The sequence below is a fragment of the Nocardiopsis endophytica genome (assembly GCF_027706725.1).
Lineage (GTDB): Bacteria > Actinomycetota > Actinomycetes > Streptosporangiales > Streptosporangiaceae > Nocardiopsis_A > Nocardiopsis_A endophytica.
The window spans coordinates 23235-38480 of the sequence record NZ_JAQFWQ010000066.1 but is presented as its reverse complement, the minus strand read 5'-3'; the positions used below and the strand labels follow the sequence as shown (position 1 = coordinate 38480).

General features: G+C 73.7%; 11 protein-coding genes. 2 read left to right on the top strand and 9 right to left on the bottom strand.

What is annotated here, in order from left to right; genetic code table 11:
- Positions 1-104: 104 nt before the first annotated feature.
- From O4J56_RS20665 to O4J56_RS20655, 3 genes are all read right to left on the bottom strand, one after another.
- Positions 105-323, bottom strand: coding sequence for an antitoxin (locus tag O4J56_RS20665; RefSeq protein ID WP_270687863.1), 219 nt, complete (start codon positions 321-323; stop codon positions 105-107).
- Between the two features lie 134 nt (positions 324-457).
- Complete coding sequence (mgtE, locus tag O4J56_RS20660; protein WP_270687862.1) at positions 458-1801, bottom strand: magnesium transporter; 1344 nt, start codon at positions 1799-1801, stop codon at positions 458-460.
- A gap of 111 nt (positions 1802-1912) precedes the next feature.
- A complete protein-coding gene (locus O4J56_RS20655; protein ID WP_270687861.1) occupies positions 1913-3028 on the bottom strand; it encodes a PP2C family protein-serine/threonine phosphatase in 1116 nt (371 codons plus the stop codon).
- Between the two features lie 241 nt (positions 3029-3269).
- On the opposite strand from O4J56_RS20655, the gene O4J56_RS20650 reads away from it, so the two are divergent.
- Positions 3270-4523, top strand: coding sequence for a GNAT family N-acetyltransferase (locus tag O4J56_RS20650; protein ID WP_270687860.1), 1254 nt, complete (start codon positions 3270-3272; stop codon positions 4521-4523).
- Positions 4524-4996: 473 nt separating this feature from the next.
- On the opposite strand, the gene O4J56_RS20645 is transcribed toward O4J56_RS20650, so the two are convergent.
- The 5 genes from O4J56_RS20645 to O4J56_RS20625 form a co-directional block, all read right to left on the bottom strand.
- Positions 4997-5464, bottom strand: coding sequence for a ribose-5-phosphate isomerase (locus tag O4J56_RS20645; protein WP_270687859.1), 468 nt, complete (start codon positions 5462-5464; stop codon positions 4997-4999).
- Positions 5465-5562: 98 nt separating this feature from the next.
- Positions 5563-5718 carry a hypothetical protein gene (locus O4J56_RS20640; protein WP_270687857.1) on the bottom strand — a complete coding sequence of 52 codons (156 nt, stop codon included), beginning with the start codon at positions 5716-5718 and terminating at the stop codon, positions 5563-5565.
- A 100-nt stretch (positions 5719-5818) separates the two neighbouring features.
- Positions 5819-7240, bottom strand: coding sequence for an aldehyde dehydrogenase family protein (locus O4J56_RS20635; protein WP_270687856.1), 1422 nt, complete (start codon positions 7238-7240; stop codon positions 5819-5821).
- A 448-nt stretch (positions 7241-7688) separates the two neighbouring features.
- Positions 7689-7847: a hypothetical protein gene (locus O4J56_RS20630; protein ID WP_270687855.1), complete on the bottom strand. Its 159-nt coding sequence runs from the start codon at positions 7845-7847 to the stop codon at positions 7689-7691.
- Positions 7848-7952: 105 nt separating this feature from the next.
- A complete protein-coding gene (locus O4J56_RS20625; RefSeq protein ID WP_270687854.1) occupies positions 7953-8564 on the bottom strand; it encodes a mycothiol-dependent nitroreductase Rv2466c family protein in 612 nt (203 codons plus the stop codon).
- Positions 8565-8798: 234 nt separating this feature from the next.
- Here O4J56_RS20625 and pepN point away from each other — a divergent pair, with 234 nt between their 5' ends.
- On the top strand, positions 8799-11351 hold the full coding sequence (pepN, locus tag O4J56_RS20620; protein WP_270687853.1) for an aminopeptidase N: 2553 nt from the start codon (positions 8799-8801) through the stop codon (positions 11349-11351).
- A 176-nt stretch (positions 11352-11527) separates the two neighbouring features.
- Here pepN and malQ read toward each other — a convergent pair whose 3' ends face one another.
- Entirely contained in the window at positions 11528-13585 is a 2058-nt protein-coding gene (gene malQ / locus O4J56_RS20615; RefSeq protein WP_270687852.1) for a 4-alpha-glucanotransferase, read from the bottom strand.
- Positions 13586-15246 lie beyond the last annotated feature (1661 nt).

Here is a 15246-nt window from a genome sequence, read left to right as displayed (position 1 = left end):
CTGGCCTCTTCTCGTCGCTGCCCTCCACGCCACACCCGGACGGCCCGCCGCCCGGGGCGCCGCACCTTTCCGGCGTTCGCGCGCGTGCGCGCGGCGGCTCCCCGTCAGGCCTCCTTGCCGCCGTCCTCGCCGCGCTGCTTGGCCGCCTGCTTGCGGAGGTACTCGGTCGCCGCACCGCCGGCCTTGTCGATCTTGTCGTCGTGCGCGCCGCCGGTCTTCTCCTTGGCGAAGCCGGCCGCCTTCTCGACCCCTTCGGCGAGCTTCTCACCGTGGTCCGCCGCGGCCTTCTTGGCCTTGTCGAAAGCGTCTCCGATTCCGGACATTCCGTCCCCCTTCGGCGCGTCCGGCCAGTGTCTCTCCGTAACCGATACCCGGCGTCCCCGGCGATCATGCCCGGAGGCGGGCACGGGCGGGCCAGCGGGGGCGGGGCCGGGGGCGCACCGCGCCCCCGGGGTCCTCAGATGTGCAGCACCAGCCGCGCGATGTTGAAGTAGATGAGCAGGCCGGTCGCGTCGACCAGGGTGGCCACCAGCGGCGCCGACACCACGGCCGGGTCCACGCCCACGCGGCGCGCCAGCAGCGGCATACAGCTCCCGATCACCGCCGCCCAGGTGCAGATGGCGATCACCGAGGCCGCCACCACCCCGGCGATCAGCGTGCCCACCAGGGCCGATCCGATCACCATCGCCACGGCGGCCAGCATCAGCCCCAGCAGCAGGCCGACCCGCGCCTCCTTGCCCGCCACCCGGGGCAGGTCGCGCACCCGCACCTCGCCCACGGCCAGCGCGCGCACGATGGCGGTGGCCGACTGCGAGCCGACGTTCCCGCCGGTGCCGGTGAGCATCGGCACGAACAGGGCCAGGGCGGTGACCTGCTCCAGCGTCGCCTCATAGGCCTGCATGACGTTGACGGTCAGGGTGGCGGCGACGATGAGCAGCAGCAGCCAGGTGGCCCGGGCCCGGGCCAGCCGCACCACGCTCGCGGCCACGTAGTGCCCGGCGACCGGGCTGGCGCCGGACTGGCGGGCGATGTCCTCGGAGTCGGCGGCCTCGATCAGCTCCAGGGCGTCGTCGAAGGTGAGCAGCCCGACGAAGCGCTCCTCGGAGTCGACCACCGGCAGCGCGACCAGGTTGGCCTCCTGCATCAGGCGGGCGGCGTCCTCGGCGGGCTCGGCGGCCTGCACCCTGGGCACCAGGACGTCCACGACGTCCTTGAGCGGGGTGTCGTCGTCGGCGCGCACCAGGTCGGCGAGCTGAACGGTGCCGTCGAAGCGGCGGCCGTCGGCGACCACCGGCAGGGTGTAGACGGTCTCGGCCTCGGCGCTCTTGGCCCGCACCACCTCCAGGGCGCGCCCCACCGACAGGTCCCGGTGCAGGATCACCGTCTCCGGCGTCATGTACCGGCCGACCGAGCCCTCGGGGTAGCCGAGCAGCGCGGCGGTCATCTTGCGCTCGGCGGGGCTGAGCCCGGCCAGCGCGCGGGTGGCGATCTTGGCGGGCGCCTCCCCGATCAGCCGGGCGCGGTCGTCGGGGTCCATCTCCTCCAGCAGGTCGTGGAAGGCCGCGTCGCGCAGGCCGACCAGGATCTCCTGCTGGTGGACGGGGTCGAGCTCCTCGAAGACCTCCAGCTCGCGGTCCTTGTCCAGGAGCCGGAAGGGCACGATCGCCCGACTGCTGTCCATGCGTTCCAGCTCGTCGGCGATCTCATAGGGGGCATGGCTGGCCAGCCATAGGCGGATACCGGTGAGGTCGTTCTCTTCGATCAGCCGGATGAGCTCTTCGCCGTTGTCCTCGTCGGCCATACCGGGCACCCCCTTCGCTCCCTCGTCCGTCGGCGCGTTCCGGGCACGCGCGGGCCCGGGGCGGGCACCGTGCGACACTACCCCCGCCCGGGGGCCCACCCGGGAACGGCGTCAGGAACGCCAGATGACCACGAGCGCGGTGTCGTCGTTGCCGCCCTTGCCGAGGGTGTCCACGATGCGCTCGATGCCCTTGCGGAAGCCCTGGAGCGACCCCTGGGCGACCATTCCCTCGGCGGCGCCGAGGAGGCGGTCGACGCCGGCGTCGAGGTCCTCGCCGGGGGTCTCGATCAGCCCGTCGGTGTAGAGCATGATCGCGTCGCCGGGGCGCAGACGGCCCTCCACCGGCGTGTAGGTCATCTCGGGGATCACTCCGAGCACGACGCCCTTGGCATCGGTAGTCGACCACTGTCCGGCCCCGTTGTCGAACTGGACCGCCGGGGGATGGCCGGCCGAAGTGATGAGGTAGTCGCCGGTTTCGAGGTCGATGCTCAGGTGCGCGGCCGTGACGAATCCCTCACCCTCGGCCGTGCGGACGAGGTGGTCGTTGCAGTAGGCGAGGAAGCGCTCGGAGGGGACGGCGCCGAGCATGCCGCTGAAGGCGCCTGAGAGCAGCAGGGCGCGGGTTCCGGCGTCCACGCCCTTGCCGGAGACGTCGACCAGGGCCAGGTCCAGGCGCCCCTCGTGCAGGCGGGACAGCAGGAAGTCGCCGCCGAAGGAGGAGCCTCCCGCCTGGCGCAGCACCGCACCGGCGCCCCACCCCTGCGGGAGGTCGGGCAGGCGGCCCTGGGCGCGCAGCCGGTCGCGCAGCTCCAGCAGCATCTTCTCGCCGCCGAACCCCTGCACGCCCAGGCGCTCGCGCACCCCCGACAGCAGGTAGGCGAGCACTCCGGCGACGCCGATGGTGACCGCCAGGCCGGGGCCGACCTGGCCGAAGTCCAGGGCCAGGGCGGTGGCCACCAGCGCGACGGCGACCACGCCCAGCAGGAATGCCAGGCTCTTGCGTTTGAGGAGTAGGCCCCCGGCGAGCACGGTGAGGATGACGGCGCTGGGCGGGAACCACCCGGGCGGCCCCCACACGGCCCCGGCGCAGATGCCGACGGCCAGCAGCACCAGGGTGATGAGCACCAGCCGGTAGCGGAAGAGCACCTTGCGCCTGAGGAAGGCCGCCGCGCGCTGCCAGAGGGACCGCGCTCGGCGGCTGAGCTTCGCGGCAGGCGTGGAGTTCATCGTTCCCGCACCTTAGCGCGGGAAAACCGGTCGAGCACGCCGCCCCGGCGGCAAATGCGACAGCAACCCCGAAAAGGGACCATCCGATATCGCCCCAGCGTGCAGCCCGGAAATCGCGCAGAACTCCTCATGGTCAAGTATGGCCGGACGAGCGGGCTCGCGTCAGGCATCCGGCGATCTCACACCCGATTCGGCGGAAAAACCATTCGCCCGCGCGCGGCGCCGGTAGTAGGACATCAGCATGGACGACAACGCAGTCTCCGGCCCGCGGTGGCCGGTCCGGCCCATCGAGTCCGACGAGTTCACCGCCTTCGCCCGCGTGTGCGGGACCGCCCTTCTGTCCGCCCGCGCCCCCGAGGACGAGGAGTTCCGGCGCCCCCTCACCCGTCTGGACCGCACCCTGGCCGCCTTCGACGGCGACCGGATGGTCGGCACCACCGTGGTGCACCCGTTCACCATGACACTGCCCGGCGGGCCGCGGCCGGTGGCCGGGGTCTCGGCGGTGGGCGTGTGGCCCACGCACCGGCGCCGGGGCGTGCTGAGCGCGCTGATGCGCCGCCAGCTCGCCGACGTCCACGAGGCCGGGGAGAGCGTGGCCGCCCTCTTCGCCACCGAGGGCGCCATCTACGGGCGGTTCGGGTACGGCCCGGCGTCCCGGACCATCCGCGCCCGGATGCTCACCCGGGAGACGGCGCTTCGCCCCGACGTTCCGCGCGACGCGTCGCTGTCGCTGAGCCTGGGCCTCCTCGCGGACATGCGCAAGGAGATGGAGCAGGTGCACGAGACGGTGGCCGCCCGGCGGGTCGGCGAGTTCCAGCGCGACGGGGCCTGGTGGGACCTGCTGCTCCGCGACGAGCCGGACGAGCGCGGCGGCTACGCGGCCAAGCTGTGCGTGGTGGCCGCGAACGCCTCCGGCCCCCAGGGGTACGCGGTGTACCGGACCAAGGGCGGGTGGGACGACGAGGTCCCGGACGGGCGGATGGAGGTCGCCCAGGTCTTCTCCACCACCCCGGCCGCCGAGGCGCTGCTGTGGGAGCACCTGCTCGGGCGGGACCTGGTGAGCGAGGTCTCGGTGGACATGCTGCCCGACGACACGCCCCTGCCCCACCTGCTCGCCGACCGGGGCCGGCTGCGCGCGGCGGTCGGCGAGCCGCTGTGGATCCGGCTGGTGGACCTGCCCCGGGCGCTGGAGGAGCGCTCGTACGCCGCGCCGGTGGACACCGTGCTGGAGGTGGCCGACCGCGACTGCCCGTGGAACGCCGGGCGGTGGCGGCTGCGGGCCGACGGCGCCGGGTCGGTCCAGTGCGTCCGTACGGAGGCCGAACCGGACCTGGTGGTGGACGTGTCCCAGCTGGGCGCGGCCTACCTCGGCTCGACGAGGCTGGGCTCGTACACCGCTGCGGGCATGGCCACGGAGACGGCCCCGCGCGCGGCCGCGGAGCTGGACCTGGCCCTGACGATCGACCACGAGCCGTTCTGCTCGGTGGTCTTCTAGCGGACCCGGGCGCCGTTCCCGGCCGCGGTCGGCGGCGATGCCGGGTGGCGGCGCATCCTCCCGCCTCGGCGCCCTGCCCTGCCGGTGTCCCGCCGAATGCCGTGGCCTCCGGCGGCCGCGGCCGCCGTCCGCATCGGCTTCCGGCCGCCCGCCGCTGTTGCGCCGCGGCCCTCCTGTGCCTGCGGGGATCCGGCACTTTTCAGGGGGCGCGAACCGTATTACGGTCGCTGCAGGACGTCGTCCCCCGGACGGGCTCCGGGGACGTCCCGCCCGGCGGGTCCGCTCACCGGCAGCGCAGCGGGCCCGCCGATCGCCTTCGGCAGGCGTCGGCGGGCCCGTGGCCGTCCTCGCCCCGGCTCACCGGCCCCCTCGCCGATGATCTCGACAAAAGTGCTGTCATTCCGGCGGATTCGGCAGCACTCTCGTCGAGATCAACGCCTGAGAGGCCGAGTGAGGGGGGAACTCCGCACGGCCTACGGCAGCGGCGGCAGCTCGCCGGTCTCCTCGTAGCGGGACAGCATGTCGATGCGGCGCGTGTGCCGCTCCTCCCCGCTGTAGGGCGTCTCCAGGAAGCGCTCCACCAGGCGGGTCGCCTCCTCCAGGCTGTGCATGCGCGCCCCGATCGCGACCACGTTCGCGTCGTTGTGCTCGCGGGCCAGCACCGCCGTGTCCTCGCTCCAGGCCAGCGCGGCGCGCACGCCCTTCACCTTGTTCGCGGCGATCTGCTCGCCGTTGCCGGAGCCGCCGATGACGATCCCCAGGGCGCCCGGGTCGGCGGCGACGCCTTCGGCGGCGCGCAGCACGAACGGCGGGTAGTCGTCGACGGCGTCGTAGACGGCCGGGCCCGCGTCGGCGACCTCGTGCCCGTGCTCCTTGAGCCAGGACACCAGGTGCTCCTTCAGTTCGTAGCCCGCGTGATCGGAACCAAGATAAACTCGCACGCCCCTAGTGTGGCAGGTCAGCGGCGCACAAAGCGCCGCGGCCCGCCCCTGCCCCGGGTCGCGGGGCGGAGCGGGCCGCGGTGGGCCGTCGGCCTGCCTCAGAACACCAGGGTGCCGTTGGCGGCGTAGGCGACGCCCAGGCCCAGGGCCGCGAACAGGGCCATGGACAGGATCGCCACCACGTTCGTGACGACCATGGCCTTGACGTCCTTGCTCAGCGGACCGGCCTTGGACACTGCGGGCTTGCTGCTCACGTCACACCTCGACAGACGGGAACCGGGACATAACAACCGGGGCGAAACGCCTCAGATCATCCTATGCGGCGGTCCCGGGTGCCCCGTCCGGCCCCACCCGTCACCGCTGGATGGCCTTGACCTCGCAGAACTCGTCCAGCCCGTGCAGGCCCCACTCGCGCCCCACACCCGAGCGCTTGTACCCGCCGAACGGTGCGAGCGGGTTCACGCCGCCGCCGTTGACCTGCACCTGGCCGGCGCGCAGGCGGCGCGCCACCCGCATGGCGCGGTCGGCGTCGCCGGACCACACCCCCGCCGCCAGGCCGTACTCGGTGTCGTTGGCGATGCGCACCGCGTCCTCCTCGTCGTCGTAGGCGATGACGGTGAGGACCGGCCCGAAGATCTCCTCCCGGGCGATGCGCATGTCGTTGGTGACGTCGGCGAAGACCGTGGGGCGCACGAAGTAGCCGCGCCCGGCCCCCTCGGGCGCCTCCGCTCCCCCGGCCACCAGCCGGGCGCCCTCGGCGACGCCCGCCTCGATGTAGCCCCGCACCCGCTCGAGCTGGGCGGCGGAGACGACCGGCCCCATCCGGGTGCCCTCCTCCCTGGGGTCGCCCGGGGCGTACTTGGCGGCGGCCTCGGCGGCCAGGGCGACCGCCTCGTCGTAGCGGGAGCGCGGGACCAGCATGCGGGTCAGGGCGTTGCAGCTCTGCCCGGTGTTGCGCATGACGTCGGCGACCCCGGCCTTGACGGCGGCGGGAAGGTCGGCGTCGTCCAGCAGCACGTTCGGGGACTTGCCGCCCAGCTCCAGGGCGACCTTCTTGACGGTGGCGGCGGCGACCTCGCTCACCCGGGTCCCGGCGCGGCCGGAACCGGTGAAGGAGACCATGTCGACATCCGGGTGCGCGGCGATCGCCTCGCCGACCTCGGGGCCGGTGCCCATGACGAGGTTGAACACGCCCGGCGGCAGGCCCGCGTCGTGCAGCGCCTCGGCCAGGTCGTAGGCGCTGAGCGGGGCGACCTCGCTTGGCTTGAGCACCACGGTGTTCCCGGCGAGCATGGCCGGGACGACCTTGAGCACGACCTGGTGCAGGGGGTAGTTCCACGGGGTGATGGCGCCGACGACCCCGTAGGGCTCGCGCACCACCAGCGAGCTGCCGACCTCCTCGCCGGTGAAGTAGCGCTCCCCGACCTCCTCGGCCAGGTCCAGGAAGGTGGAGAACATCAGCAGCGGCAGGCCGACCTGGACCTTGGCGGCGAAGCGCAGCGGGGCGCCCATGTCGGCGGCCATGGTGCGGGCCATACCGTCGGCGCGCTCGCGCAGCAGGTCCAGGGCCTTGCCCAGGGCGGCGCGGCGCTCGGCGACGGGCAGGGCCGACCAGCCGGGGAAGGCGGCCCGGGCGGCGCCGACGGCGCGGTCGGCGTCGGACGCGTCCCCCGCGGGGACGGCGTCGATGACCTCCTCGGTCGACGGGTCGACGACGTCGATGGAGGCGTCGGAGGCGGAGGGCGTCCAGGCGCCCTCGATGTAGAGGGATCGCATGCCGCCCACCTTCCCAGAACACTGTTAGGTTAATCCGCCCGGGGCCCGTTCCGGGGCCCGGAGCAGGTGCGCGCACCGGGATCGCGTCCGGGGAGCCCTCGGCGCCCGTGACCGCCCGTCGGCGGGCGGGGAGCCAGTCGCGGGATCCGGTCAGCGCCCCGGAGCCGCGCCCGGCCGACCGCGGCCGCGACGCCCTGCACGGGAGCATGTTCCGCGCCTCCGCCGGAGCACCTGGAGGGGCCCACCGGCCGGTGGGCCCCTCCAGGTGTTCGCGGGCCGCGCGGAAGCGATCCAGGGGCCCGGAGAGCTCCTCCGAAACCCGCCGCCGATCGCCGCCCCTGCGCCGTTGATCTCGGGAGAACCGCCCCAAAAAGCGGCCCGGTAGCGTCGTTTCTCCCGAGATCAACGCGGAGCACCCCCGCCTGTCCGCGCGGGCTCCGAGCCCGGATCAGCCCCAGTGCGGCGGGCGGTCCTCCAGCAGGCGCGCGATGTCGTCCTCCTCGCGCTCGCCCCACGACGAGCCGCGCTCGTCGTCGGTGATGTCGGGCAGGACGGGCGGCTCGTCGTCCGACAGGTCGACCCGCCGCTCGTCGTCAGGTCCGCTCATCGCCGGTCCTCCCGGTGCTGTTCTCCGTGCGCCCGGCCGCTCCGGCGCCCCCGGCGCCGGAGCCGCGCGGCCGCATCGCCTCGTGTGCCGTTCCGGTGCGCGTTCTCAGTCGAAGATCGGGTCGCGGGTGCGGCTGCGCTTCAGCTCGAAGAAGCCGTCGGTCCCGGCGACCAGCAGCACGCCGTCCCACAGCCGCCCGGCCGCCTCGCCCTTGGGGGCGGGGGTCACCACCGGACCGAAGAAGGACACCCCCTCCACGGAGATCACCGGCGTGCCGACCTCTTCGCCGACGCGGTCGATCCCGTCCTTGTGGGAGGCGCGCAGGGCCTCATCGTAGTCGGTGGACTCGGCCGCGTCGGCCAGGTCGGCCGGCAGGTCCAGCTCCTTGAGCGCCCCGCGCACCGGCTCCGGGCCCAGCTCCTGCCCCTGCACGTGGATGCGATTGCCCATGGCCGTGTACAGCGGGCCCAGGACGTCCTGGCCGAACCGCTGCTCGGCCGCGATCGCCACCCGCACCGGCCCCCAGGCCGTCGTGAGCATCTCGCGGTAGCGCTCGGGCAGGTCCTCACGCCCCTCGTTGAGGACGGCCAGGCTCATCACGTGCCAGCGGGCCTTCACCGGCCGGACCTTCTCGACCTCCAGCAGCCACCGAGACGCCAGCCAGGCCCACGGGCACGCCGGGTCGAACCAGAAGTCCACCGTCTTCGTCTCGCTCATCGCTCCGCCCTCGTTCTCCGGGTCGTCAGTGGGGGGTCGCCCGGGCGGCCCCGGGGCCGCCCCAACTCCACAACCCCGCCGCCGCGCCCGGCATTCCGGTTCCGCATCGGCGGTCGGGAAGTGGCAGGATCAACGGAGGAAACCGAATCACAGGGGCCGCCGGGCGCGCACGGCGCACGGGGGCCGTTCGTCGAGTCCGGCCGGCGATGACGGCGGCCGTGAAGGGAGCGGTACGTGGCGGGCAACCTGACACGCGACGAGGCACGTGAGCGCGCGAGGCTCCTCGACGTCGCCTCCTACGGCGTCGAGCTCGACCTGACCACCGGGGACACGACGTTCGCGTCCACCACGAAGATCCGCTTCGACTGCAGCGAGCCCGGGGCGTCCACGTTCGTGGACCTGGTGGCCCCCGAGGTGGAGTCCGTCGTGCTCAACGGGCGCGCCCTCGACCCGGCGCAGGTCTTCGACGGCGGGCGGATCGCTCTGGACGGCCTGGAGGCCTCCAACGAGCTGACCGTGGTCGCCAAGGCCGCCTACATGCGCACCGGCGAGGGCCTGCACCGGTTCGTCGACCCGGTCGACGGCAAGGTCTACCTGTACACGCAGTTCGAGACCTCCGACGCGCACCGCATGTACACCTGCTTCGACCAGCCGGACCTCAAGGCCCGCTTCGAGCTCGCGGTGACCGCGCCGACCGACTTCGAGGTGGTCTCCAACAGCGCGCCGGACACCGAGCGCGCGCCGGTCGAGGGCCGTGAGGACGCGGTGCGCTGGCACTTCCCGGCCACCGACCCGGTCTCCACCTACATCACCGCGCTCATCGCCGGGCCCTACCACGTGGAGCGCGACTCCCACGACGGCATCCCGCTGGGCGTCTTCTGCCGCGCCTCGCTGGCCGAGCACCTGGACGCCGACGCCATCTTCGAGGTCACCAAGCAGGGCTTCGACTTCTACCACCGCGTCTTCGGGATGCGGTACCCCTTCGGCAAGTACGACCAGCTCTTCGTGCCCGAGTTCAACGCCGGGGCGATGGAGAACGCCGGGGCGGTCACCTTCCTGGAGGACTACGTCTTCCGCTCCCGGGTGACCGACGCGCGCTACGAGCGGCGCGCCGAGACGATCCTCCACGAGATGGCGCACATGTGGTTCGGCGACCTGGTCACCATGCGCTGGTGGGACGACCTGTGGCTGAACGAGTCGTTCGCGACCTACTCCAGCGTGCACTGCCAGGCCGAGGCCACCAAGTGGACCGACGCCTGGACGACCTTCGCCAACGTGGAGAAGGCCTGGGCGCTGCGACAGGACCAGCTGCCCTCCACCCACCCCATCGCCGCCGACATCCCCGACATGCAGGCGGTGGAGGTCAACTTCGACGGCATCACCTACGCCAAGGGCGCCTCGGTGCTCAAGCAGCTGGTGGCCTACGTGGGCGTGGACGCGTTCTTCGAGGGCGTGCGCGAGTATTTCAAGGAGCACGCCTACGGCAACACCGAGCTGTCGGACCTGCTGCGGCAGCTGGAGCGGGCCTCCGGGCGCGACCTGTCGGACTGGTCGCGGCAGTGGCTGGAGACGGCCGGGGTCAACACCATGCGCCCCGAGTTCGCCACCGACGACCAGGGCCGCTTCACCTCCTTCGCGGTGCTGCAGGAGGCGGCCGAGGACTACCCGACGCTGCGCGACCACCGCCTGGCGGTGGGGCTGTACGACCGCACCGACAAGGGGATCGTGCGGCGCCGCCGGGTCGAGCTGGACGTGCGCGGGGCGCGCACCGAGGTGCCCGAGCTGGTCGGCGAGGAGCGCCCGGACCTGGTGCTCATCAACGACGACGACCTGACCTTCACCAAGGTCCGCCTGGACGAGCGGTCGCTGCGCACCGTGGTGGAGGGCGTCGGCGAGATCGCCGAGTCGCTGCCGCGCGCGCTGTGCTTCTCGGCCGCCTGGGACATGACCCGGGACGCGGAGATGGCCGCGCGCGACTACGTGCGGCTGGTGGAGTCGGGCATCGGCGGGGTGCACGACGTGTCGGTGGCCCAGATGCTGCTGCGCCAGGCGGTGTCGGCGCTGGTGAACTACGCCGACCCGGAGTGGGCGCCGGCCGGGTTCGACCTGCTGGCCGCCAAGCTGCGCGACCTGCTGACGGCCGCCGAGCCCGGCAGCGACCTGCAGCTGGTCTACGCGCACGGGTTCGCCGACGCGGCCGTGTCCGACGAGCACCTGTCGCTGCTGCAGGGGCTGCTGGACGGCGCGCTGGAGGTCGAGGGGCTGACCGTCGACACGGACCTGCGCTGGACACTGCTGCGCCGCCTGGTGGCGCGCGGCAGGGCCGGGGAGAAGGAGATCGCGGCGGAGCTGGAGTCCGACCCCACGGCCACCGGCGAGCGGTTCGCTGCGGCCTGCCGGGCCGCGATCCCCACGGCCGAGGCGAAGGCGGCGGCCTGGGACCGCATCACCGCCGGGGACATGGCCAACGCCGAGTTCCGGGCGACGCTGCTGGGCTTCACCGAGCCCTCCCACGCCGAGCTGTGCCGTCCGTACGTGGAGCCGTACTTCGCGCGGCTGGGCGAGGTCTGGGAGGGCTGGACGAAGGAGTTCGCCCAGTCCTTCGCCGAGATCGCCTACCCCTCCCACCTGGTCGAGGAGCAGACGCTGCGCCGGACGGACGCCTACATCGAGGCGCAGTCCCCGGCTCCGGCGCTGCACCGCCTGCTGATCGAGGGCCGGGCCACGGTCGAGCGCGCGCTGCGCGCCCGCCGCCGCGACGCCGAGGCCGGTGCGGCCGAGAAGTAGCGGACCGGAGGCGTAGCCGGCGGGCGCGTAGCCGGTAAGCGCGCAAGCGATACGGCGGGGCCGGGGGTCTTATCCCCCGGCCCCGCCCGATTCCCCGTTGATCTCGGGAAAACCGACGCTAAAACCGCGCTTGTAGCGTCGGATTTCCCGAGATCAACGACAGAAGGGCCGCGGGCTCACCGCCCCCGGCACAGGCCGGCGGTGACCGGCTGCAGGGCGCGGCGCACCGCCGCCGACAGATGCGGGTCGGCGAAGAGCTCGTCCAGCAGCACCGGTTCGCCCTCGGCGCTGGTGAGCGGCATCCGCCAGTTGGGGTACTCGGTGGACGTGCCGGGCTGGTTCTGCATCCGCCGGTCGCCCACCAGGTCGGTCAGGGCCAGTCCGACCAGCTGCGCCGGGGTGCGCGCCAGGTAGGCGTGGAGCGCGGCCACCACCGTGGACGGCGAGGAGACCGGGTCCACCCCCTCGTCCAGCAGGCCCAGCTCCACCAGGCGGCGGCGCCAGGCCTCCACCTGCGCCTCGGCATCGGCCCGCTCCTCGGCCACGGGGCGGTCGAGCAGTCCGAGCCGGTCGCGCAGCTCCACGTGCTCGGCGGTGAGGAAGGACGCCACCGGCGGCAGGTCGTGCGTGGCGACGGTGGCCATGCAGGCGCGGCGCCAGTCCTCGGGGCGCTTGGGGGCGCCGTCCTCGTCCCGCTCGAACCAGAGCACCGAGGTGCCCAGGACGCCGCGCTCGGCCAGGTGGTCGCGGACCCACGGCTCGATCGTGCCCAGGTCCTCGCCGACCACCAGGGCGCCGCTCTCCTGCGCGGTGAGCAGGAGGGAGCCCACCATGCCCTCGTGGTCGTAGCGGACGTAGACGCCTTCGGAGGGGTCGGCGCCCTCGGGGATCCACCACAGCCGGAACAGCCCGGCGACGTGGTCGGCGCGCACGCCTCCCGCGTGCCGCATGGTCTGGCGAAGGGTCTGGCGGAAGGGCGCGTAGCCCTCCTCAGCCAGCCGGACCGGGTGCCAGGGCGGCTGCGACCAGTCCTGGCCCTGCTGGTTGAAGGCGTCCGGCGGGGCGCCGACGCTCACCCCCTCCACCAGGGTGCCGCGGTACATCCAGGCGTCGGCGCCGCCGGTGCGCACGCCCACCGCCATGTCGTGCACGATGCCGATCGGCATCCCGGCGGCGCGCGCGCTGGCCTGGGCGGCGGCGAGCTGGTCGTCGAGCACCCACTGCAGCCAGCGGTGGAAGTCGACCTCGGGCCAGCGGCGCAGGGCCCGCGCGCCCACCTCCTGGGCGGAGACGTCGCGCAGCTCCGGCGGCCAGGAGCGGTAGTCGGGGCCGTGTTCCTCGGCCAGGGCGCACCAGGTGGCGTACTCGACCAGCGGGGCGCCCTCGCGCTCCAGGTAGGCCTGGAAGGCGGCCTCGCGGGCGGGTGAGCGCGGCACCTGGTACAGGGCTTCCAGGGCGGCGCGCTTGGCGCCCCACACCGAGTCGCGGTCGAGGAGGTCGGCGGTGCGGCCGCGTTCGCGCAGGGGGCGGGCGAGGCGCTGGACGGCCTCGCGCTGGGTGGGGTCGAGGCGGGCGTACTCGGGCACGTCCTCGACGCGGAGGTAGAGGGGGTTGGCGTAGCGGCGGCTGACCGGCAGGTAGGGGGAGGGTTCGAGGGGGATCTCGGGTTCGGCGGCGTGGACCGGGTTGACGGCGGTGAAGGCGGCGCCCAGGTCGCGCGCGCTCCAGTCGGCGAGTTCGGCCAGGTCGCGCAGGTCGCCCAGGCCCCAAGAGGCGCGGGAGCGGATGGAGTACAGCTGCGCGGTCAGTCCCCAGGCGCGGCGGTCGCCCAGCGCGCGCGGGGGTTCCAGCCTCTCGGGGACGACGAGGAGCGGGGCGCTCTGCGCGACGCCGTGGCACTCGGCGTGCAGGGAGTGCACGCCGGTGGGCAGGTCGGGCCCGGGGCGGGCCCAGCCGCCGTCGGCCAGCTCGACCCAGGAGCGGGCGCCGTCGGGCAGGGGTGTCCGGGGCGAGCGCCCGGCGCGGGCGACGACCGCGGGGGGCAGCAGGCGGCGGGCCTGGTCGGCCCAGTGGGCCTCCAGGGAGGCGCGCGGGTCGGAGGCGTCGACCCCCAGTGCGGCCAGGACGTGGCGGAGGGTGTCGGCACCGACGCGCACGCGGCGGCCCCGCCAGTCCTCGTAGGTGGTCGCTACGCCGTGCTCTTCGGCCAGCCGGGCCAGGTCCGCATCGCTCACAGCACACGATGATGCCGCATGGAGGGCCGTTCGGGCCTTGAACGCCATGCACCGTTCGGGACCGGAACCAGCCGCAGAGGGGTCCGGTTCACTGCGCGCGGGGCATGTGCGGGGCATGCGCGGGGCCGGGGTGGGGTCTGGGCGGGGCCGGGGTAGGGCCTGCGCGGGCCTTGGATGAGCGCCCCGAACTGCGACGTCGCCGAGCGCCCGGAGTACACACGCCCTCGGTACACCCCGCGCCCGGCCCCGTTCGGGAGGTGCCCCCCTCGCAATACCGGAGGCGGCGGACCAGCAGGTACCCCGCTTGCGAGTTCCGGCCGAGCGGCGGGCCAGCGGAGTGTGGGGTAGAGGGCGGCGACGAGGAAAGGTCGGCGGCCCGTGCTGTAGCGCTGTCGGGCGCAGCGCGTGTGCGTGGTCACCGTTCTCGGCAGCGACGGCGACAGCCGAGCGATTCCCGGACGCTGCCTGCCGTCTGTCCGGTCGCTGGTAGTCCGGTTGGTCGGGCGACTGAGCAGGTACCCCGCTTCCTGGCCCCGGCCGGGCGGCGGGCCAGCGGGGTGTGGGGTGGAGGGCGGCGACGAGGAAGGTCGGTGGCCCTGGCTGTAGCACTGTCGGCCGTCCGGCGTGTGCGTGGCCGGCGTGGTCGGCGGCGACGGCCAGAGCAGGGCGGTTCCCCGGCCCCGCCTGCCGGGCGGCGGGCCCATCGCGGTCCGGGCGGCGGCGTGGCCGGGCGGGTGCGTGGTCGTCCGCGCTCGTGGCGGCCGCACCCCCGCGGTGCGCCCCTGCCCGGCGATGATCTCGACAAGAGTGCTGTCATTCCGGCGGTTTTGACAGCACTTCCGTCGAGATCATCGCGGAGAGGGCCGTCCGGGCGGTGCATACCGGGCATAACGGGCACCGGGAGAGGGGGTTGGGCATCCAGCGTCGTGAAATCGACGCTTTTAGGCGGATCAGGCGTCGATTTCACCACTCAAGATGGCCCCGGCCACCCGAGGCGCCCGGAAGGCGGGTTCCGGCCGAGCCGATACCGACACGGCACCCGATTTGCCCGGTTCCGAGGGCGCCGGGCCCCCTCCGGCGCCCTGTTCGATACCCGGACCGGCCTCGCGGGCGGTGCGGATGCGCGGTCATCGCGATACCAGAACGGGATTCGGTTCCAGAAGGCCCCTAAACGGCACACTGGGGCCGTTCGCCGGTCCCGGTGTCACCGGGTGTAGTCGATATCGGCCCATCGCAGCCCGTGGGTGCGCGGCCGGAGCGGGCGGGCGGCCGTACCGGCACCCCGAGCGGCAACCCGGGCCACCCAAACAGGCAGGAACCGGGCGCCCTGTTCCCGAATCCCGTTCTGGTACCGCCGTGTTCGTCGCCCCGGGGTCTTGGCGGGTGTCGCCAAGCGCGCTTCCCACCCCTCCCTGCCCTTAACGCGGAGTGTTCGACCAGGTCACGAACCTGCCGGGGTTCACCGGGCTGGCCCGGAGAGCGTGCCGGGCAACGAAGAGCGCGAACCCTGCCCGCCGCACCGCCTGCCCGGACCGCGAGGGGGCTTGCGCCCGGCAGGCAGGGCCCGGGAACCGCCCCGCTCGCTCCGTCGCTGCCATTCACGGTGACCACGCACACGCCGGACGGCCGACGGCGCTGCGGTACGGGCCGCGGATCTTCGT